The organism is uncultured Ruminococcus sp. (assembly GCF_947301925.1).
In the GTDB taxonomy this organism is placed as follows: domain Bacteria; phylum Bacillota; class Clostridia; order Oscillospirales; family Ruminococcaceae; genus Ruminococcus.
Genome location: NZ_CAMYUE010000003.1, coordinates 164,945 through 186,441, shown reverse-complemented (window position 1 = coordinate 186,441; position 21,497 = coordinate 164,945). Strand labels below are relative to the sequence as shown.

Here is a 21,497-nt window from a genome sequence, read left to right as displayed (position 1 = left end):
GAATTTCCTCTATATTGCATACAAGAGCCTGCTACCGTCAATAATGTGAGCGATCACATTAAATATATTATAACAGGAGAAAACTATGGACTATTTAGAAATTGAAAAAGTCGTGGGACGTGAGATACTTGACTCCCGCGGAAATCCGACAGTTGAAGCCGAGATCACTCTCGCAGACGGTACTGTTGCAAGAGGAACGGCTCCCAGCGGCGCTTCAACAGGCGAATTTGAGGCTCTCGAGCTTCGCGACGGCGGCGAGCGCTATCTCGGAAAGGGCGTAACAAAGGCTGTAAACAATATCAACACCGTTATCGCCGAAACCATCACAGGCATGGACGCCTCCGACATCTACGCTATCGACGCGGCTATGATAAAGGCCGACGGCACAAAGGACAAGTCAAACCTCGGCGCCAATGCTATCCTTGCTGTTTCTATCGCCTGTGCAAGAGCTGCCGCAACTTCACTGGATATCCCGCTTTACAGATTCCTCGGCGGAATCCAGGGCACAAAGCTCCCTGTTCCGATGATGAACATTCTCAACGGCGGAGCTCACGCAGACAGCGCTGTTGATACTCAGGAATTCATGATAATGCCTGTGGGTGCTCCCTCCTTCAGCGAGGCTCTCCGCTGGTGTGCAGAGGTATTCCACACGCTGAAAAAGCTCATCAAGGATATGGGCGACGTTACGGCAGTCGGTGATGAGGGCGGCTTTGCTCCCAATAAGCTCACAAGTGACGAGGAGGCTATCGAGAAGATCCTGGAGGCTGTAAAGGCAGCCGGCTTCGAGCCCGGCAAGGACTTCATGATAGCTATGGACGCCGCTTCCTCCGAGTGGAAGAGCGAAAAGGGCAAGGGCTTCTACAAGCAGCCCAAGAGCGGCAAGGAGTTCACATCTGACGAGCTCATCGCTCACTGGGAAGCTCTCGTTGACAAGTACCCCATAATCTCCATCGAGGACGGTCTCGACGAGGAGGACTGGGAAGGCTGGCAGAAAATGACCGCTAAAATAGGTCACAAGGTACAGCTGGTGGGCGATGATCTTTTCGTTACGAACACAGAGCGTCTTTCAAAGGGTATCTCCCTCGGCGCAGGCAACTCCATTCTCATCAAGCTCAATCAGATAGGTTCTGTATCCGAGACTCTCGAAGCTATCAAAATGGCTCACAAGGCAGGATATACCGCAATTTCCTCACACCGTTCCGGCGAGACTGCCGATACGACTATCGCAGACCTTGCAGTTGCGCTCAACACCTGCCAGATCAAGACAGGAGCTCCCTCACGTTCGGAGCGTGTTGCCAAGTACAATCAGCTTCTCCGCATTGAGGAGCAGCTCGGCGCTTCTGCCTGCTATCCCGGCATGGGCGCATTCAATGTAAAAAAGTGAGCACATCATAGTGAAATCTTCATAGACCCTTCCTATTCATATAAAACCGCCTGTACTGAACGTACAGGCGGTTTTTATTTCGGCCGGACGACAACTTGATAAATACTGTCACCATCTGAAGGTTGCCCAGCGGTCATTCATTTTCGGCAGCAGCAGTGCAAACAGTTTTGCGCGTATGCTGTATTTCTTCATTTCCTCATTGAAGCTGTGCTCCTCAACAAACTGTATTCCGTCTGTCAGATCAGCTATCTCCTGCCCCGAATCAGTACCCGAACAGAAATGCGCGTTGGTATTTTTTACGGTATCGTGGTGCTTTTCGCTCTTCTGCATCGCCTTGCAGTTCTGCTCGGCTATGAGGATACCCCCGTGGGGGAAATTGTTTTTCAGCACTTCCAGAAAAGTGCGTATCTGCTCAAAAGTAAGGTACATAAAGAGTCCTTCGGCAATAAAAACAGGCCTGGACTTCCTGCCCTCAAGAGCTTCCTGTACCGTTTTGCACCAGTCGCTTTCCAGCGCGTTTCCTGCGATCATCGTAACCCGGTCACGTTCCGGAAAGGCTTTTCTTCTTGCGGCGACAGAATCGGGCAGATCAAGGTCAAACCACAGTATTTTGCCGTTATCCACTCTTGAGAAGCGGTCGTCAAAGCCTGCGCCCACATTCACGACCACCGTATCGGGAGAATTCTGAATGATACCCTTCAGCTGCCTGTCAAGCATAATGGTACGCGCAATAACGCCCTCATGCGACATGAACTTATCATAAGGCCTGGTGTCTATATTCAGCGCTCTGATTATCTCCACAGCCTTTTTGTCCTTGATACGCGCATTTTTCCTGAGTGTCTCATTCGCTTTTATCGCAAGCGGTATAAGCGCGGTAGTCTGTACATCGCCTAATTTCAGTTCCATAATTACAGCTCCTTTTTATTATTATTTTATAGACGTTAGTATATGCAAACTTATAACTATATTTTAGCATATACTAACACAAATTTCAAGAGGTGGCGTAATGAAAAAACAAGGATTTTCAGTGCTGTTTCTGTATGATTTTAAGTATATATAAAAAGGCTGCTCCGCTTTTGGCGGAACAGCCTTCTTCTTTTTGCCTGATGAAGCTCATTAAAGCTCAGTCATACTCCTGAGACCTATTGCCAGCGTCGAAGCGTTATGCAGAAGCGCGGAAGTCGCAGGCGGCAATCCCCCAAGAACTCCGAGGCCTATAAGTCCGCCGTTGAAACCGATGATAGTACGGTAATTCCGGCCTATACGCGCCATAAGCTCATTGCTCAGCCGTTTCAGCTCCACAAGAGCATAAAGGTCATCGGCGGATATGGTGATATCCGCTATCTCACGGGCAATGGCAGCTCCCGTGCTTATGGCGATACCTGCATCGGCCTCACTGAGTGCAGGTGAATCATTGACGCCGTCGCCTATCATTATTACCCTGCGTCCAGCCTCGTGCTCTTCGCGTATGAAGGCGGCCTTGTTCTCGGGAAGCACCTCCGCATGATACTCGTCAACGCCCACCTTTTCCGCTACAGCCCGTGCTGTGCGCTCATTATCCCCCGTCATCATAATCACGCGGGATATGCCGTATTCATGGAGCTTCTCAATAACGTCGGCTGCTTCCTCACGAAGCGGATCCTCTATACAGATAACAGCCGCCACCTCTCCGCCTATAGCCAGATAAAGGTGAGAATACTCGCCGGGAAGCTCCCTGTAGCGCTCGTCGTCGGGCTCGGAGCACTGCTCGTCCTCTATAATGAAATGGTGACTTCCGATGAGCACGCGCTCCCCTTCCACCATACTTGATATGCCGTGGGCTACCACATATTCCACCTTTGAATGGAACTCCTCATGGACAAGTCCCCGCTTCTCTGCCTCAGCTACTACCGCATTTGCTATGGAATGGGGATAGTGCTCCTCAAGACAGGCCGCAAGGCGAAGCATTTCGTCCTCGTCCCGTCCGTCAAAGGTAATTACCCCGGAAACTTTCGGAGTGGAATATGTAAGAGTTCCCGTCTTGTCAAAAACTATGGTGTCAGCCTCGGCAACAGCCTCCATAAAACGGCCGCCCTTTACGGTTATGCCTGCGCGGCTGCAATAGCGCATTGCAGAAAGTACGGATATAGGCATTGCAAGCTTCAGCGCACAGGAAAAGTCCACCATGAGTATTGACAGAGCCTTTGTAACATTTCTGGTCAGCAGCCATGTGAGAAGCGTCCCCCCAAGACTCCACGGCACCAGCCTGTCGGCAAGATGAGAAGCCTTGTCCTCTGCGGCCGACTTCATCTTCTCCGACTCCTCTATCATCTTCACGATACGGTCATAGCGGCCGCCGCCTGCCGTATTTTCAACAGCTATGGTACACTCGCCGTCCTCAACAACAGTGCCCGCGTAGGCATAAGCTCCCACGGACTTGTGAACAGGCACGGATTCCCCCGTCATTGAAGCCTGATTCACCATTGCGTCGCCCGAAACCACCTTGCCGTCAAGGGGGATCATCGAGCCTGTTCTCACAACCACCAAGTCGCCCCTGCGGACTTCATTAACGGGCACGAGAACTTCCTGTCCGTCGGCAGTCCTGAGCCAGACCTGTTCAACTCCCAGGGACATAGTCCGCGCCAGGTCGTCAACAGACTTCCTGTGGGTCCATTCGTCGAGGATATCGCCTACATTCAGCAGGAACATCACCGAGCCCGCTGTTCTGAAGTCGCCGCGGAGAAGTGATACTCCTATTGCCGTAGCATCAAGGACGGACACCTCAAGCCTGCCCTTCAGCAGGCATTTCAGTCCCCGAAATATGTACTTCGCGGCCTTTACAACGGCCATCAGTCTGCGGAGGGGCAAAGGCAGTATGAGCTTGTTCACAAACCGCCTTATAACTACCGCCGCAAGCTTCTCCTCATACCGCTTGTTAAGCTCTCTGCCTGTATGCTCGGGAACAAGAGACGTGTTCTTCCTGTCATTGAATGAAAAAGCCGAAAGCTCACGGATAATATCCGCTCTGTCACAGGTATAGGCAATAACGATATCGCAGGTACGGTCAAAGACCTGTACCCTTGTCACACCAATTATGGCAGACAGCGCATATTCCGCGATATCAGCCTGCTTCAACGTCATGCGGTTTATACAGAAGCGCACCCGCATACGCCCCTTTGATTCGTGTAATATCTTACATTTCATAAAAAAGTCTCCCTATGAAAACAGGCCGCCGCTGCGACCTGTTTTTCTTATTCTTCGCTTGTGTCGGCTATCTCCTCGCACTTGTCTGCGATAACGGCAGCTTCTTCCTCGAGAACTCTCTGCTCGTTTATCTCCTTTGCGTCCGAAAGGATATCATCACAGTTCTCGCGGACAGTAGTTACGGTCTCCATAACATTTTCCTTTGCACGAAGCACAGCCGCAGTGGCATGGGTATAGCACTTTTTCGCGTCCTTGCTCGAAAGTACTCTGATACCTGCTGTTCCGAAAAGGACGCCGCCTGCAAACAGACCTATTTTTTTCCATGGGATATCATTGAATTTCATAAGATCACCTCAGTAAAAGCATTGGAATATCCGATTCCGTTAAACTAATGATACCATATATATCAAGCTGCTTCCGCTCCGAACCGGCTTAGTTTGATATAGTATGCTAATAAGAGCTGTGTCAGGATATATCGTGATCTTTCGGCCTTATCATATTTTTGTGCTCCATTTGGTAATTCTTCGGAGCTGTTCCCATCACGTCCCTGAAGGCGCCTGAAAACTTGCTGGCGTTGCAGTAGCCCACTTCCTCGGCGATGTCTATGACTTTCATTTCCGTATCCCTGAGAAGCTCCGCCGCCCTGAACATCTTTCTGCTTTTCGTATAGGTATAAATCGGACAGCCGTAGTTCTGCCTGAAAAGGAGCTTCAGTGTAGTCGGATCTATCTTAAACAGCTCCGAAAGCTGTGCGATAGTGTAGTGCTCGGAGACGTTCTTGCAGATGAATTCGCCGATGAGCTTTATCGTATCGGCACGATCGCTGTGCCTGTTCCTACGGTCGCCGATCAGCATGAGAAGCTCCACCGTCTTAATTCTCAGCATGGACTTCCGCGGATCATCACCGATAACGTATATCTCCTCTGCGAGCTGCTGTATTTTCTCATCGGCCCTGAATACGTGCATTTCAGTTTCGCAGATACCTGCAAGCTGTTCCCTTATGCCGAACACATCATCAAAGCCGCTGCCGCAGTGCCTGTCCGTCAGCAGCGTTATACCGCGGTAATCCCGTGAATACGCAACATTGCAACATCCGCGCCCGCTGCCTCTGATGATACAGCTCCCAGCAGTCAGATAGTAGTATCCGTCCCCTGTTCTGTATTCACAGCAGCCGCCGATACATATGCTTATCTCCGTTTCGCCCTCTGCTGCCTGAGAGCTCCCCGCGCCGGATATCAGCCTGATATCCGGGAAAAGCTGAATTGCCGTCATTGCTTCACCATCTGTTTGATCTGTCCGTTTTCGATATGGAGTATATGGGTACAGCAGCGCTCTGTCAGCTCCATGTCGTGGGTGACTATCAGCACCGTCACGTCCCTGTCAAGAGAGCTTAGCAGCTCCGCCGTGTGTTCCATGCTCCTGAAATCAAGACCGCTTGTAGGCTCGTCGAATACAAGGAGCTTTTTCCCCGCGAGCAGCGCCGACGCGATAGCTGTGCGCTGCTTCTGTCCGCCCGAGAGCGACATGGGGTGGCGTTCCTTATACTGCGATATACCCAGCTTTTCAAGCACTTGCTCCACTTTTTCCTCAGAGCCCTCGGCCGCGCCGAGCATGACCTCCTCCAGCACGGTCTCCGCGAAAAGCTGATGATTCACGTCCTGCATCACCATGTACGACAGTCTCATCATGTCCCTGGAGCGCAGCCGCTTGCCGCCCACTGTGACCGTCCCCCTGAAGTGCTTTTGCAGTCCGCACAGACACTTCACAAATGTGGATTTGCCTGCGCCGTTGTGTCCCACAACTGCCGTGACAGAACCTGCGGGCAGCTCAAGCCTGCCGATATCGAGGACTTTCCGACCTCCGCAGCTGTAGACGAAGTTCTCCAGCGTTATGACCTCGCTGCCCGAAAAAGGCTTTATCGCGTGCAGACCGGTCTCGCTTTCAAGGTAATTGCAGTCCGTATGCGCCGCCCGAAGCCCCATGCTGTTGAGCTTCCGTGTGCTGAGTGCAAAGAAGTCCGCGCCCGAAAACTCTGCGGAAATACTGCCGTTTTCCATTAGTATGACCCTGTCGCAAAGTCCGTCCAGCCAGCCGAGACGGTGCTCCGCGACGACTATCGTCCTGCCCTGCGACTTCCATGCCGCGATGACCTCGCGGAGCTCGTCTATTGCGTCAAGATCGAGGTTTGAGGTCGGCTCGTCAAGGACTATCAGCTCCGGCAGCATCGCCGATACTCCCGCGCAGGCTATCTTCTGCTTCTCGCCGCCCGAAAGCTTGAATATACTGCGCCCGAGTAGCTTCTCTATCCTCATATCAGAGACCGCAGCGTCCATACGCTGCCGTATCTCGGCTTCAGGGAGCCCCATGTTCTCGCAGCCGAAGGCTATCTCCGCTGTAGTATCCACGCAGAAGAACTGACTGCGCGGATTCTGGAAAACGCTCCCCACCGTCCCCGCCAGCTCCTCTATGGCAGTCCTGCGGATATCTCTGCCGCATACTGTAACATCGCCGCTGAGCTCGCCCTCGTAATAGTGGGGGATCAAACCGTTCAGCAGCCTTGTGACCGTTGTTTTGCCGCAGCCGGAGCTGCCGCAGATCAGCAGACATTCGCCGCGCTTTATTTCGAGGCCGAGGAAGTTCAGCGCCCCCTGCTCCCCGTTTGCGTATCTGAACGTGACGTCTCTCAGAACAGCCGCATTCCCGCTCATTTTACCACTCCCGTCATACCGAGTATCCATAATATGTACACTGCACCGCTGACTGCCGCTACTGCGAAGTCCTGCACATGAAAGCCTATTTTGCAGATGTTCGTGCGGCGGATACCTGTACTGAGTCCTCTCGTAAGTGCAGCTGCCGACAGCTCGCTGCCGATGTTGACCGAACAGACCATGAGCGGCACCAGTCTGTACTCTATGAGCCTGCCTGCGTTCCTGCCGCCCATTCGGATATCCCGCATCCGCATAGCCGTGTTTATCGCTGCGAACTCCTCCATAACCGTGGGAAAGAAACGGAACATCACCGACATGGGTATAGTTATCTGCTGCGGAACGTGCATACGGTGCATTGCAGCAATGAACTCGCTGACCGTCGTCGACGAGAGCATATACGCCCCCATTATCAGCGACGGCATGAGCCGCACGAATATAAGACAGCACAGCCCGACTATACTCAGCGCCGCTCCCGAAAGCTGCGGTACCAGCAGAAGCTCCGCCGACTTCAGTACCGCATAGAGCAGCCCGAAAACGGCTGCTTTTTTCCACTGGCGGGCTGTTGCCAGCAGCACCACAGGAAGTGCGCTGACAGCTATGGTCGCCAGCCTGACCGCCTGTATATCGCTGCCTGCGCCGCCCAGTGCAAACACTACCAGCGTAATCATAACTGCCAGCTTAGTCCTCGGATCCAGAACAAGTCCGCGGTTTTCGATATCCGCCGTGAAAAGCCCCGCCATATCAGAGCCTCCACGAAGCGGCTTCACGTCTGCTCTCCACGAAGGAGCGGTAGATGCCGTCCTGCTGCATGAGCTGGTCATGAGTGCCCTGCTGAGCTATCCTGCCGCTGTCTATGACGAGGATATTGTCTGCGTGACGGACAGTTTTCAGCCTGTGAGCTATCATGATTATGGTTTTTTCCTTTGTAAGAGCCTCGATAGCGTTCATGAGCTCCGCCTCGTTTTCGGGATCGACGTTAGCGGTGGCCTCGTCAAGCACTATTATGGGAGCGTCCTTCATTATCGCCCTCGCTATGGAGATACGCTGCTTTTCACCGCCTGACAGGCTCGCACCGCCCTCGCCGATGACAGTGTCATAGCCGTCGGGAAGCTCCGTGATGAAGTCGTGACAGCAAGCCTTCTTTGCCGCCTCGATGACCTTTTCCATAGGAGCGTCGGGCTGTCCGAAGCGTATATTGTTGGCTATGGTGTCCGCAAAGAGGTAGACCCTCTGGAAAACGAAACTGAAGTTTTTCATAAGCGCGTCCATGCTGTAATCGCGGATATCCCTGCCGTCAAGGGCAACACGCCCCTCATCGACGTCCCAGAACCGCGACAGCAGCGATGTGAGCGTAGTCTTGCCGCCGCCCGAAGGACCGACGATAGCGGTAGTCGTGCCCTCGGGGATATCAAGGGTCAATCCGTCGATTATGCGCCTGTTTTCGTAGGCAAAGGAGATGTCCTCTGCCCTGATATTGCAGTGTGCGGGAGCAATGTCCTCACCCGAGATATCCATCTGAGGCGTATCGAGAATGTCCTGCGCCTGCTTGACGCTGTTGTCCACAACACGCAGAAGCGCCGAATATGTGCCTGCATTGTCCAGCTGCGCATATATAAGGTAGGAGCTGATTATCATTATCATGCAGGTCAGGAGATCCATGCTTCCGTCGATACGGAACAGAACCGACGCCATGACTATGACCGTACCCAGCGCCTTGAGCCAGAAGCTCTGCAAGGTCATGAAGGGTATGAGTCTGAGCTCCATTGCGGAATTTGCGTGCTCGTTCTCGTCAATGGCAGCGTTGAGCTCGCGGCTGCGCTTTCCCGTAAGGCGGAAAGCTCTTACCTCGGCAATCCCCTGCACATACTCTATGACCTTCGCCACAAGTGCGGAGTCCTTCTCTATCTTCTGCTTTGCCATGGCTGCGCTCGCCTTCATCATAGCGCTGTTTACCGCAAAAAACACCACAAGTCCGAAGCAGAGTATCACACCGATACGCCAGTCGAATACGAGTATCATCACGGTTATGACCGCTGTGGAGAGCAGTCCGGAGCTGACTATCATTACCACTCTGGTCGCCACGTTTTCCAGGTTCTGCATGGTATTTGTGGTCACGGACATTATGCGGCCGAGACTGTTTTCGTTATAGTAGCCCATGGGCAGGTAGCGCAGATGCTCCGCGATGCGCATACGCTTCTCGGCGCAGGTGTTGTAGCCGCCCTCGGTCTGGAGCATAGTCGCCTTTGCCTTGAATGTTCCTCCGCCGATTATGCTGACCAGCATTATCCCGAGACATATCAGGCAGGTCTTTGAGGTGACGTTCCCGTCGAGGAGAGCCTTAGCCATGCAGGCGATAGCAGGAATCTTCAGCGCCTCGAACATGGCCTGCATGAAGCTCATAAAGATCGAGACAAAGAACTTTTTTCTGTCCCCGGGACTGCAAAAGGCAAAGAATCTTTTCAGTATCTTAAACATCGTCCTCACCGTCCTTTGCTGAGATATGTGCCGTCCACATGGAGCTGTAAAGACCGCCGTTTTTCAGCAGCTCCTCATGTTTGCCCGACTCCGTGATATTGCCGTCGCTTACAACGTAAATACAGTCGGCGTTCTTAACGGTAGAGAGCCTGTGAGCGATGACTATGAGGGTCTTGCCCTCGACGAGTCCGGCAACGCTCCGCTGGATAACAGCCTCGCTTTCGGGGTCGGTATAGGCGGTAGCCTCGTCGAGAATAACGATATCCGCATTCTTGAGCATTGAACGGGCAATAGCGATACGCTGGCGCTCGCCGCCCGAAAGATGGCCTCCCGACGTGCCGACTACGGTATCATAGCCGTTTTCAAGTCCCATGATGAAGTCGTGACAGCCGCACTTCCTTGCCGCCTCCTCGACCTCGGTATCTGTTGCGGACTGCCGTCCGAGACGGATATTCTCCCGCACGGACAGGTCAAACAGGAAGTTGTCCTGGGAAACGTAGGCAATGCGGTCGTTGTAATCGTCCAGGGGGATATCCCTTATGTCAGTGCCGCCGAGAGAAATGCTTCCGCCGTCCACGTCCCACAGGCTGGCTATAAGGCGTGCAATAGTGGATTTGCCGCTGCCCGAGGGGCCCACCAGAGCGACGAACTCTCCGCTGTGTATGGTCATGGATACGCCGTGAAGTATCTCCTTGTCCTCATAGCCGAAGTGAACGTCGTTGAGGACTATATCTCCGCCGACGGGAGTTTTCGTCAGCTTTTCGGGACGAGTCATCTCCTTTGCGTCTATGATGGTACGGACCTCGCCGACGATAGTGCTCATCTGCGCGATATCGTCCGAGTATGACATCACGCGGATAAGCGGCTCAATAAGTCCCACCGTGAGTATTATCACGGTGATGAAGTCGGCAGTGCTTATGGTTCCGTGCATAGCCATTATGCCGCCTATGGGCAGGACGGACAGCATAGTCGCAGGCATTATGCACATGGCGAAGGTCATGTACACATTGCATTTTCTCATCCAGTCTACAAAGCTTGCCGCACTCTCCCTTGCGGCGGCGGCAAACTTCTCATAGCTCGACTGCGCCTTGCCGAAGACCTTTATCACCTCGATACCGCGGATATACTCGGTAGTGACCGCGTTCAACGCCTTTGTGGCGTTGACAGTGCGTTTGTAGTTCTCCTCATAACCGAACATCATAAGAGCGTAGCAGACAACTCCGAGGGGAATGGTGATGAGGGCAGCAAGTCCGAGTTTCCAGCTTATGATGAAAACATATACCAGCACAATAACAGGCGCTCCTATACCCGTTGTGAACTCGGGAAGTATGTGCGCAAGAGTGGTCTCGATGCTGTCTATGCGCTCGACTATGGTGCTTTTCAGCGAACCCGACGGCTGCGATATAACGTCGCCGAGAGGCATTTTCGCCAGCTTGTCCAGAGCCTTCTTGCGTATCACAGCCAGGGTGTGGAATGTGGCAAGGTGGGAGTTGGAAGTGGACAGCGCATGAAAGAGGGAATGACCCAGCCACAGCGCAAGGATAATCACGCAGTTGAGGATATACTCGCTCTGGTCGGTGCTGCCGTCAAGGAGCAGCTTCACTATCCTTGCTACGAAATAGTACGGCGCAATGCCGCATAGCGTGCTCAGAGCCGCAAGTATCACGCTGAGTACGAACTTCCCTTTGCGCTCGCCCGACTGCCTCAGCAGCCAGCCGAAGGAACCATTCTTATCCTTTTCCATTGTTATCCCTCCTGTGAGCCTGGGGCGAAACGCCCATAATATCGCGGAAAGCCGCTGAAAACTTTGAGGCGTTGTCGTATCCGAGCTGCTGGGCTATCTCCGCGACGGTCAGATCTTCCTCGGATATCAGCATGGAAGCCGCCGCCTTCATTTTATAGCTTTTGATGTATCTGTATATCGGCGCTCCGTAAACCGCCCTGAACACCTTTCTCAGCGTCGCAGGCGGCATATCGAACTTCGCCGACAGCTCGTCAACCGTGTATGACCTGCAGAGCGAGCCCGTTATCAGCTCATGTATCTGCTTGACCTTGTCCGTCTGCCTGGCAGGAAAATACTGCCTTTGTTCCGCAGTCACGGAAATATCCAGCGCACCGAGCATGAGCAGCAGCTCCGCCGTCTTTACCCTGAAGTAGTCGAGGCGCACGCTCTTGGGAGCACTGTACAGCTGTGAGAAAATCCTGTTTACAGCCTCATTGCCCCGCAGGACGAATTCCCTGCCGCCGGAACAGAAACCCTCCGCAAGAGCGCCTATATCAACTGACAGCCACGGAAACCCGCGCTTCAGCGACTCCTCAGCCGCTTCACGCACAAAGCCGATGGTGATACCGTGATAGTGGGACAGCGGCAGCTCCACTCGTCCCTCATGGTGGACGCGCTTGTCTATCCGCAGGTCGCCTGCCTCCATATAATAGCGCTCTCCGAGAGAGTTTTCGTGCTCGATGCGTCCCTCGCGGCAGTGGTCGATGCAGAGGATCGTATCGGCATTCTGATACTCCGACACGCAGCTCCGCATATGGAAATCGTTGTACATCAGGTACACGCCGTCGAATACGCGGTACATGGTCATGAAGCCCTCTCCGTCCTCGCCGTCGATGCGGAGCACGCGGCATTCGCCATCCTCGGCTATCTCGTGGACGTTGCCGCCGAAGCCTGCACTGTCAAGAGCCTCAAAAATATCCCTGCTCACGCTATGCCTGCTTTCTCGAAGTGCTTCTTCATCAGTGCCTTGCCGAGGAGTCCGCCTATGATACCGCACACAAATGCCGCAATGAACGTCACGGGACACATCCATGACGGCATGAGCTTAGTCACAGCGTCGATGTAGTCCTGGCCGTAATTCTGGCGTGAAGCCCAGTATTTTTCGGCGTTGAAGAAGAGCGGAAGATAATTCGCAGCCACCCAAAGACTGAAAACTCCGTTGGTGACGACAGCCTTGGTTGCGCTCTTATATTTGCCGCTCCTGTATACGAGCTCCGCCAAAAGTCCGCTGAATACCGATACTGCCAGCGGCGGCCAGCTCATGCCCGTAAGGAGCATCATGATGCCCATGATTATGCTCATTATCCATATCATGCCGAATTTCCTGACTCTCGTCAGAAAGAGCATGAAGGGTATACCGCCGAATATGGGTACAAGCAGCGGCAGGAATACGGGGATCATTCCCAGAATGGCAATGACGAAAACGATGACGAAATATATCGCCGAAAAAATGCCGATATTGATGAGATCCTTGCCTTTCATAGCTACCTCCAAAAGTTAGATTTCACTAACTTATATACATAGATTTGAGCCTTATTCCTGAAGGCTCCTTTGATAGTATAACATAATAGAGAAGTAATTTCAACTCCGTTTTGTTCATAAATGCTCCGTTTTGATTTTTAATGAATCTGTTCATTTTCGCCGCCTTTGTCAACCTGCTTTTATAAAAGCGGTTGACAAACGTATTTTTATGTGCTATAATACAGTTAAACCACTAAAAGGAGATATAATTATGAACGAAACTGCAACTGTAAAAAGTCCCAAAAAGACATTTTCGACCAAGGAAATGGTACTTATCGCTATGTTTGCCGCTGTCATGGCGGTCTGCTCATGGATATCGATCCCCATCGGCAGCATTCCCATAACCTTGCAGACCTTCGGCGTATTCTGCGCACTGAGCCTCTTAGGCGGCAGAAACGGTACATTCTCTATCGCTGTATATATACTCCTCGGAGCTGTGGGACTTCCTGTATTCACGGGCTTCAAGGGCGGTATCGGAGCACTTACGGGACCGACGGGAGGCTATATCCTCGGATTTATCCTTATGGCTCTGCTGTATTGGTGCGGAACGAAGCTCCTGGGCAGTAAGCTTCCCGTAAGCATAGGACTGCTGACGGCAGGACTTCTCGTCTGCTATCTTTTCGGCACGATATGGTTCGTTTTCGGCTATTCCAACGGCGAAAGCAGTATGAGCTTCTACAAGGCGCTGAAGCTCTGCGTGATACCGTTTATCCCGTTTGATATTATCAAGCTGGTCCTTGCGGCGGTAATATCCTGCCGCGTAAAAAAGCAGTTAGATCTGTAAAAACAAGCCCGTAACGGTCATACACCGACCGTTACGGGCATTTTTCATATTCCAAGGAACTCTCTGAGCGCGTCCAGCCTCTCGTTGGCTATACGTCTGCCGATGCGGTAGACCTCCCTCATGACATCGGGATCGTGCTCCACATGACCTACAGGCAGAGCCTCGGGGGGCGCGATAACGAAGGCCTTTCCCTGCTCCTCGGCGCTGCGTATGTGCTTCAGCTCCGAGTTGTACATCTTGTGACGGTTCTCCGCCGCTTTTATGAGCTCGGGATACTTCCTGTACTTCATCTTCATAAGTGCCATTCCGCTTGCAGGCTTCTTGACATAGTCGCGGGGCTGAGTCACCACCACCACATTTTTCTCATAGCCTCTGCTCTCCATGAATCTGAGAGGTATCGAGTCGGATATACCGCCGTCAAGTAGCTTATACCCTCCTACCTCAACGATACGCGCCACAACGGGCATGGAAGCCGAAGCTCTTATCCATTCAAGCTCGTCGTAGTCTATGGGGCCGCACTTGTGATACACCGCCTTGCCTGTGGTTATATCCGTAGCCACTACCCAGAATTCCATGGGTGAGGTCTCAAATGCATCGTTATCAAAGAGATCAAGCTCGTTGGGAATGGTATGATAGCAGAATTCCGCTCCGAACAGGTCTCCCGTCTTTATAAGCGAGCGCTTGCTGCAATAGCGCTTGTCCTTGCAGAACCGTGTATTATAGCGGATAACCCTGCGGATCTGTCCCGACTTATAATTGCAGCCGAAGGCAGCTCCTGCGGAGACGCCCACTGTTCCGTCAAGGACGATATCATTTTCCATGAGGACGTCTGTAACGCCTGCGGTAAACAATCCGCGCATAGCGCCGCCCTCAAGAACAAGTCCGTATTTCATCTCTTTCTCCCTTTTAGTGATCGTATATCAACTAAACGATCACCTGCATGATGTATTCCTCGTCATTTTCCGAAACTACACTGAAACCCGCCTTTTCGTAGAGCTTCACGGCATAATTTGCCTTCTGGACTGCCAGTGACAGTCTTTTATAGCCAATTCTCCTGTATTCTGCTATAATAGCCCTCATCATCGCCGTACCTATGCCGCAGCCTCTGTACTCCTTATACAGTGCAATTGCAAGTGAAGGCGTTTCGTCGTCGATATGGCCGTAATCATTCATTATCCTGCCCCACACCGCGCCGACTGCGCGGCCACTGACCTCCGCACAGAGAGCGATATCGCTCTTTCTGCTGCCGAAGTTCTCCACATATACCTGCAATTCAGGCAGGCGGACTATCTCACGGGGCGGCGGATCAGCTCCCTCGGGAATGAATATGGCCTCATACAAAAAATCTTCAAGCAGCGGGTACTCGCTTTTGCGAAGCGGTCTGACAGTATAATTCATTTTCAGTTGTCGCTGAGGTCGTAGGCAGGCTCCTCGTTGGTGAGAGCTACCTCTATGACCTTGCCGTAGAAGCCCGCAGGATTGAGAAGTATCCTCTCCCCTATGAGCTTTGCCTGAGTCATATCGGGAGCATACAGCCTCAGATCCATAAGGTCGAAGGTGCTGTCGATACACCTTACATGGACATAATAGCCGCTGCCCACGGGCTCGTATTCGATCTTCAGCTCCTTCTCGTACTGTATACGGGCAAAATAGCGTATTGCCGCCAGCACAAGCTTGTCCCTGTAGGACTTGGGAGCATAGTTCTTCAGCTGCTTTGCGCACTCCCTGCCCTTTGGCATCAGCATATAGCAGGAGCCGCCCTTATCGTCGGCTTCCTCTGTGATAAGTCCGTTTTTCAGGAGATAACCCACAGAGTCCTGATAGTAGAAATAGTTTATGATACCCGTTCCGATAGCGATGTCGTAAAGCTGGTCGGGACTAACGGGTCTGTCTATTTTATAGAGCAGATAGCAGAGAAGTATATTCAGCGTGGGGACGTCCTTTATCTCGGTGTCGGCACGCTCTGCCATCTTCATGATGTTTTCGTCCTGCATAATGAATCACCTTAACAGAAATTGGGATAATCCAGCATATGGGAAAGGAGGGCGATATTCACCGCCGCCTCTACACAGGGAACTGCCGCGGGAACTCCGCAGGGTATATGGCCTGCGCTTTCGGCGGTACTGTCGGTCATATCGCGGTAATTCACCGCAGACTGCTGTCCGCCCACATATTCCGAGGGCTTGAAGGCCACTCTCAGAGTTACAGGCATACCCGTAGAGATACCGCCGATGACTCCGCCGTGGTTATTGGTCTTTGTGAGTACATGACCGTGATCGTTCACATAGAACTCATCATTGTTCTGGCTTCCCACCATTTTCGCTGAGGTAAAGCCAGCTCCGAACTCCAGTCCCTTTACATTGGGGATACCGAATATGAGCTGAGCAATGCTGTTTTCAAGTCCGTCAAATACGGGAGAACCAATACCTGCGGGCACATTCACAGACGCGCACTCGATAACTCCTCCCAGGGACTCGCCGCCCTCATAGGCCTTGTTTATATCCTCTGTCATCTCCCAGCCCTTGCGGTCGCTGATAACGGGGAAGGCCTTTCCTCTGACGCTGAGTATGCCGTCCCTTGTGATATTAACGGGATCGAAGGGATTATCCTTTATGTTGTGTATCTGAAGTATATGGGCGCCTGTATAGATACCGCGTCTTTCCAGTATCTGGGCGCATACAGCTCCCGCAAAGCATAGCGGAGCCGTAAGTCTGTCGGAAAAGTGTCCGCCTCCGCGCACATCATTGAAGCCCCTGTATCTGAGAGTACCTGTATAGTCCGCATGACCCGGTCTTACCAGATTGTCGATGTCCTCATGCTGAGGAGCCGACGCCTGAGTATTCTGAAGGAAGGCACATAGAGGAGTGCCCGTGGTGCGGTCGTTGAATATACCCGACATGATATGGGGCATGGAATTCACGGCAGAGGAGCTGCCGCCCGGATATCTTCTGGCCATGAAACGGGCGAGCTCCTCGGGGTCGATATATTCTCCCGAGGGGAGATTGTCAACGGTCACGCCTATGGCGGGGCCCTGTGCTTCGCCGAACATGGACACGGATATCCTGTTATTCCAGAATGATGACATTTGCTTTACCTCCGAGCTTTTTGTAGTCGTCAAAGAAAGCGGGATAGGATTTTTCCACTGCCTCGGCGCCTCTGATGATAACATCGCCGTCGGTACGGGTAGCCGCAACAGCAGCCGCCATAGCTATCCTGTGGTCTCCGGAGCTGTCTACAGTACCGCCGTGCATAGCGCCTGTGGGATGAATGATGAGGCCGTCATCGGTGATGTCAACATTTCCTCCGAGAGCGTTTATCATGGCCGCAGTGGTCTGTAAACGGTCGCTTTCCTTTATTTTAAGTCGTTTAGCGTTATATATACGGGAATCGCCGCTGCCGAAGGCTCCCAGCACCGCAAGCACGGGTACAAGGTCGGGTATATCCGAGCAGTCGGCATCGTAATGTCCGATACTGCCATTATAACACATATTGCGTATAATTTCAAGGATTTTCCTGTCGCCCTGAACACTGTTTTCATTGAGATTATGAAGCTCCACCTGTGAACCCAGTGCATTCGCCACATAGAAGAAGGCCGCCTGTGAATAATCTCCCTCTATCCTCTCATCATTGGGGAGATACCTCTGACCGCCTTTTATGCGGAAGCCGTTCACGCTCTCCTCGGCAGAAATGCCGAATCTGCGCAGAGTATCTATGGTTATGTCCACATAGGGACGGGATTCCAGATGTGAGGTGAGGACGATCTCCGAGTCCCCTTCAAGAAGGGGCAGTGCAAAGAGAAGTCCCGTTATGAACTGTGAGGAGACATCTCCCTCCACCTTGAAAACGCCGCTGTTCAGCCCTCCCGAAACGGTAAAGGGCATTGTATTGTGATAGTCGAATCGTGTACCGTTTCTGCCAAGCTCGCGGACAAAAATATCAATGGGACGCTGGGGCAGTCTTCCCCTGCCGATGAACTCGGCACTGCTGCTGACTGCGGCAGCTATGGGAAGTATGAAGCGCAGGGTAGAACCGCTCTCGTTGCAGTCGATAAGGCAGCTGCCGGTATGACGGCCGCCTGTGCCTTTTACGGTTATATCTCTGCCGCTGACCACGAACTCAGCTCCCAGAGCCCTCATTGCTCCGATAGTAGCCTCGATGTCCTTTGACATGGTAACTCCGCTGAGATGTGAAACTCCGTCTGCAAGAGCCGCGCATATTATAGAGCGGTGTGCGCAGCTTTTTGAGGCAGGTATGCTCAGCTCTCCGCCGAGCACAGAGGGACTTATCCTGATATCCATTTTCAGCCCTCCATAAGGCGGCAGAACTCATCAAACGGGACCTTGACGATCTCTCCCCTGCCTATCTCGTTGCAGATGATGTAGTTTATGTTCTTTGCCTCGTTCTTCTTGTCCTTCGAGCAGAAGGGCAGCAGCTCGCTCATGGGTATATCCGTACCTGTAGGGAGCTTATAAGCCTCGCAGCACTTTTTCAGCCTCTCCGAAAGCTGAGGCGCAAGGCGGTCGGTTATGATGCACATACCTGCGGCAACTCCTGCTCCGTGTGCGTAATCCTTGTAGTTGTGCCAGCCTTCAAGGGCGTGTCCTATGGTATGGCCGAAGTTAAGTATCATGCGCTCGCCCTTGTCGAACTCGTCGTTTTCCACCACCTGACGCTTTATATCCACACATTTGTATACCATCTCGTCCATTATCCCGTCAACATTTTCAAGGCAGTGTGACTCCATGAGCTCAAAGAGCTTTTCGTCCCTTATCATGCCGTATTTGATGCACTCGCCCATGCCCTCCGCAAGAGTTTCGGGCTTCAGGGTCTTCAATATGTCGCTGTCACAGATGACAAGAGCAGGCTGCTTGAAGGAGCCCACAAGATTCTTGCCCCCTGCAATGTCTATGGCGGTCTTGCCGCCCACTGAGGAATCCACCTGTGAAAGAAGGGTGGTGGGTATCTGTATGAACTCCACGCCCCTGAGATATGTAGCGGCCGCAAAGCCTGTGATATCACCTACGACGCCGCCTCCCAGAGCAACGATGATATCGCTTCTGGTAATATTGCTCTCACAGAGGAAATCGTATATCCTGCCCAGAGTTTCAAGGCACTTGGACTGCTCTCCGTTGGGGAAAACAAAAACACTGCACTCAAAGCCTGCGGCTTTCATTGAGTCGAGAGCAGTCTGCAAATGGAGCTTTTCCACCACATCGTCCGTTATTATGGCAGCTCTCCGCGAGCCGGTCACCTCTGATATATATTCTCCGCATTTTGCAAGCCCTCCGCGCTGTATGAGCACATCGTAAGGGTGGCTCGTATTAATGCTTATCTTCCTCATACTACCGACCTCCGATACAAAATATGCCGCTGAAAGGCACAGCGGCAGCTTTAGTTAAATTATAGCATACACGGCGTACACTGTCAACACTTTTTTGCTTTAAAGCTTTTATTCGTTGAACTTTTCCGTGCTGCTTTAAGCTCCGCCATCTCCGATTGTTGATTTTCACCAACAAAAAACAACATTTCAGCGCCGCCATTGTAATATTCACACTATATTCACAGAATGTCAATCATTCCCCGTTTTTATTATGTTATAATCATTATAAATATAAATAATCTGATGCAGGCTCACGCCTGTTCGGAGGGGATATGCATGAATACAAACGAGTACCTGACAGCGTTGGAAAAATTCATTCACGGGATCTATATGATACCCGATACTCTTTCACCTGATGTTCCCGAAACTATGGAGGAGCTCTGCTACTGCCTGAAAATAGGCAAGGTGGACTTTATAGCCTACGATAACGAGGCCTCCGAACATATGGGGCTTTTCAAAAGCTACTGCTTCTACGATTACGGCGGCAGCTGCGACGGTGATTACATTACAAGACGCATCATTACGCCCGATGAAAACATCGCGGTGTATAAGGTCATGCTCAGGGACGGCGCAGACGAGTGGACAGAGGTTGAAAGAGGCAGGATAGAGGTGTTTATCTCCCTGCTCAGTACCTTCAACGCAAGAAGCAGACTGCTGAAGCTTACCCACCGGCTCACTTTCTATGACAGCGATCTAGGTATGTATAACCTGCAGCAGTTCATGAAGACCGTCAAGCTGCTGTGCAAGGAGGAGCGCATAGAGGGCTTTGCCGCAGTATACTTCAATCTGAAGCGGTTCTCCATCGTCAATCAGCGTATCGGCCGCGAAAACGGCACCAGAGTCATGAAACGCTTCATCGGCATGATAGATCAGCTCCTTGATCATAAGGACGAATTCGTCTGCCGAGTGGGCGGAGATAACTTCATCACTCTCATCAGAGGCGAAAAACTGCCGTCACTGCTGGAGCTGCTCAACGGCACCGCCGTGTCTATAGACGGCGGAAAAGCCGAACGCATACTGATAACTGCCTCGGCAGGAATATACATTATCCCTGATATGGACAGCTTTATTCTGCCTACCGATATCATGGACAGAGTAAGCATGGCCTTCTATATCGCCAAGAACAACGGAAATGTAGTCTATTTCGACGACGCCCTTCTCGCAAGAAGCAAACGCAATAACGATATCACTGCAAGCTTCCCCAAGGCTCTCGAAAACAACGAGTTCCTTGTATACTATCAGCCAAAGATATCCCTGGAGGGAAGGAATATCGCAGGCGCAGAGGCTCTGTCACGATGGTTCCATAACGGAAGAGTCGTCCCTCCTGCTGATTTTATCCCCGTCCTCGAACAGGGACGCGACATCTGCAAGCTGGATTTCTATGTGCTGGACAGAGTGTGCCGCGATATAAGAAGATGGCTGGATCAGGGCGGGAACGCGGTGAGGATATCGGTGAACCTCTCACGCAGACACCTGTCGGATATGGACCTTGTGGAGCGTATAGAAAAGATCATCGACAAGCACGATGTTCCTCATAAATATATCGAGATAGAACTGACCGAAACTACCACGGACGTTGAGTTCAAGGATCTGAAGCGCACCATAAACGGGCTCCATCAGGCAGGCATATCCACCTCCGTTGACGATTTCGGTATAGGCTATTCCTCTCTGAACCTTATCAAGGAGCTTCCCTGGAACGTACTGAAGCTGGATAAAAGCCTGCTCCCCGGTGCTGACAATGCCAACTATCAGCAGAAATGTATCATGTTCAAGTATATCGTATCAATGGCACAGGAAATGGGGCTGGAATGTATCGCCGAGGGCGTTGAGACCAAGGAGCACGTTGCGCTCCTTACCTCAAACTGCTGCAAGCTGGCTCAAGGCTTTTACTTTGATAAGCCGCTCCCCATTGAGGAGTTTGAAAAAAGGCTGGCCGGAAACTATCTGTATGAATAGATATATGGGCTGCCGGATATGGCAGCCCTGTTTTTTTGTATTATGTCTTGACATTATGTACGGTTATGTGGTATAATTATTCCGTTGCGCCGGTGTGATGGAATTGGCAGACGTGCGAGACTCAAAATCTCGTGGTGGCAACACCGTGCGGGTTCGACCCCCGCCACCGGCACCAGCACAGTGCCTGTGCCCCCTTCACGGGGGCACTTGTTTTACTCGTTCACTTTGTACGAAAATGTCAGTCTGCTTTCGCTCACGACACTCTCATCAATTATGTTCAGCTCACACAAGCGGGTAACTCCCGCAGACAAGTTCGCGCCTCA

General features: G+C 52.0%; 19 protein-coding genes and 1 tRNA gene. 4 read left to right on the top strand and 16 right to left on the bottom strand.

Going from position 1 to position 21,497, the window contains the following annotated elements; genetic code table 11:
* Positions 1–85: 85 nt before the first annotated feature.
* Positions 86–1,384 carry a phosphopyruvate hydratase gene (gene eno, locus Q0Y65_RS06310; protein ID WP_297958288.1) on the top strand — a complete coding sequence of 433 codons (1,299 nt, stop codon included), beginning with the start codon at positions 86–88 and terminating at the stop codon, positions 1,382–1,384.
* A gap of 108 nt (positions 1,385–1,492) precedes the next feature.
* Here the strand turns inward: eno and Q0Y65_RS06305 are convergent, their stop codons facing one another.
* The 10 genes from Q0Y65_RS06305 to Q0Y65_RS06260 all read right to left on the bottom strand — a co-directional run bounded on the left by Q0Y65_RS06305 (position 1,493) and on the right by Q0Y65_RS06260 (position 13,015).
* Positions 1,493–2,290, bottom strand: coding sequence for a class I SAM-dependent methyltransferase (locus tag Q0Y65_RS06305; protein ID WP_297958286.1), 798 nt, complete (start codon positions 2,288–2,290; stop codon positions 1,493–1,495).
* Positions 2,291–2,500: 210 nt separating this feature from the next.
* On the bottom strand, positions 2,501–4,567 hold the full coding sequence (locus tag Q0Y65_RS06300) for a heavy metal translocating P-type ATPase (protein ID WP_297958284.1): 2,067 nt from the start codon (positions 4,565–4,567) through the stop codon (positions 2,501–2,503).
* A gap of 47 nt (positions 4,568–4,614) precedes the next feature.
* A complete protein-coding gene (locus Q0Y65_RS06295; protein ID WP_297958282.1) occupies positions 4,615–4,911 on the bottom strand; it encodes a DUF6110 family protein in 297 nt (98 codons plus the stop codon).
* Between the two features lie 121 nt (positions 4,912–5,032).
* On the bottom strand, positions 5,033–5,839 hold the full coding sequence (locus tag Q0Y65_RS06290) for an AraC family transcriptional regulator (RefSeq protein WP_297958280.1): 807 nt from the start codon (positions 5,837–5,839) through the stop codon (positions 5,033–5,035).
* Positions 5,836–7,275, bottom strand: coding sequence for an ABC transporter ATP-binding protein (locus tag Q0Y65_RS06285; RefSeq protein ID WP_297958278.1), 1,440 nt, complete (start codon positions 7,273–7,275; stop codon positions 5,836–5,838). Before Q0Y65_RS06285 ends, Q0Y65_RS06290 begins: the two co-directional genes overlap by 4 nt.
* Positions 7,272–8,015 (bottom strand): energy-coupling factor transporter transmembrane component T, encoded by a 744-nt coding sequence (locus Q0Y65_RS06280; RefSeq protein WP_297958276.1) that lies wholly within the window; start codon positions 8,013–8,015, stop codon positions 7,272–7,274. Before Q0Y65_RS06280 ends, Q0Y65_RS06285 begins: the two co-directional genes overlap by 4 nt.
* A 1-nt stretch (position 8,016) precedes the next feature.
* Positions 8,017–9,750, bottom strand: a complete 1,734-nt coding sequence (locus Q0Y65_RS06275) for an ABC transporter ATP-binding protein (RefSeq protein WP_297958274.1) — start codon at positions 9,748–9,750, stop codon at positions 8,017–8,019.
* Positions 9,743–11,494 carry an ABC transporter ATP-binding protein gene (locus tag Q0Y65_RS06270; RefSeq protein WP_297958272.1) on the bottom strand — a complete coding sequence of 584 codons (1,752 nt, stop codon included), beginning with the start codon at positions 11,492–11,494 and terminating at the stop codon, positions 9,743–9,745. Before Q0Y65_RS06270 ends, Q0Y65_RS06275 begins: the two co-directional genes overlap by 8 nt.
* Positions 11,481–12,461: an AraC family transcriptional regulator gene (locus tag Q0Y65_RS06265; RefSeq protein WP_297958270.1), complete on the bottom strand. Its 981-nt coding sequence runs from the start codon at positions 12,459–12,461 to the stop codon at positions 11,481–11,483. The genes Q0Y65_RS06270 and Q0Y65_RS06265 overlap by 14 nt, the downstream gene beginning before the upstream one ends.
* Complete coding sequence (locus Q0Y65_RS06260; protein WP_297958269.1) at positions 12,458–13,015, bottom strand: MptD family putative ECF transporter S component; 558 nt, start codon at positions 13,013–13,015, stop codon at positions 12,458–12,460. Before Q0Y65_RS06260 ends, Q0Y65_RS06265 begins: the two co-directional genes overlap by 4 nt.
* 250 nt (positions 13,016–13,265) lie before the next feature.
* Between Q0Y65_RS06260 and Q0Y65_RS06255 the strand changes: the two genes are divergently transcribed.
* Complete coding sequence (locus tag Q0Y65_RS06255) at positions 13,266–13,838, top strand: biotin transporter BioY (protein ID WP_297958267.1); 573 nt, start codon at positions 13,266–13,268, stop codon at positions 13,836–13,838.
* A gap of 44 nt (positions 13,839–13,882) precedes the next feature.
* Here Q0Y65_RS06255 and Q0Y65_RS06250 read toward each other — a convergent pair whose 3' ends face one another.
* The 6 genes from Q0Y65_RS06250 to aroB are packed head-to-tail and all read right to left on the bottom strand — an operon-like array spanning position 13,883 to position 19,179.
* Entirely contained in the window at positions 13,883–14,731 is an 849-nt protein-coding gene (locus tag Q0Y65_RS06250) for a patatin family protein (RefSeq protein ID WP_297958265.1), read from the bottom strand.
* A 31-nt stretch (positions 14,732–14,762) separates the two neighbouring features.
* Positions 14,763–15,236, bottom strand: a complete 474-nt coding sequence (locus Q0Y65_RS06245; RefSeq protein ID WP_297958263.1) for a GNAT family N-acetyltransferase — start codon at positions 15,234–15,236, stop codon at positions 14,763–14,765.
* A 2-nt stretch (positions 15,237–15,238) separates the two neighbouring features.
* On the bottom strand, positions 15,239–15,832 hold the full coding sequence (locus tag Q0Y65_RS06240) for a DUF4364 family protein (protein WP_297958261.1): 594 nt from the start codon (positions 15,830–15,832) through the stop codon (positions 15,239–15,241).
* An 11-nt stretch (positions 15,833–15,843) separates the two neighbouring features.
* Positions 15,844–16,923 (bottom strand): chorismate synthase, encoded by a 1,080-nt coding sequence (gene aroC / locus Q0Y65_RS06235; protein WP_297958260.1) that lies wholly within the window; start codon positions 16,921–16,923, stop codon positions 15,844–15,846.
* Positions 16,904–18,136, bottom strand: a complete 1,233-nt coding sequence (aroA, locus tag Q0Y65_RS06230) for a 3-phosphoshikimate 1-carboxyvinyltransferase (RefSeq protein WP_297958258.1) — start codon at positions 18,134–18,136, stop codon at positions 16,904–16,906. The genes aroC and aroA overlap by 20 nt, the downstream gene beginning before the upstream one ends.
* A gap of 2 nt (positions 18,137–18,138) precedes the next feature.
* Positions 18,139–19,179 carry a 3-dehydroquinate synthase gene (gene aroB, locus Q0Y65_RS06225; RefSeq protein ID WP_297958256.1) on the bottom strand — a complete coding sequence of 347 codons (1,041 nt, stop codon included), beginning with the start codon at positions 19,177–19,179 and terminating at the stop codon, positions 18,139–18,141.
* A gap of 315 nt (positions 19,180–19,494) precedes the next feature.
* On the opposite strand from aroB, the gene Q0Y65_RS06220 reads away from it, so the two are divergent.
* Both Q0Y65_RS06220 and Q0Y65_RS06215 read left to right on the top strand, forming a co-directional pair.
* Positions 19,495–21,174, top strand: coding sequence for a bifunctional diguanylate cyclase/phosphodiesterase (locus Q0Y65_RS06220; protein ID WP_297958254.1), 1,680 nt, complete (start codon positions 19,495–19,497; stop codon positions 21,172–21,174).
* Positions 21,175–21,262: 88 nt separating this feature from the next.
* Positions 21,263–21,349, top strand: a tRNA-Leu gene (locus Q0Y65_RS06215).
* Positions 21,350–21,497 lie beyond the last annotated feature (148 nt).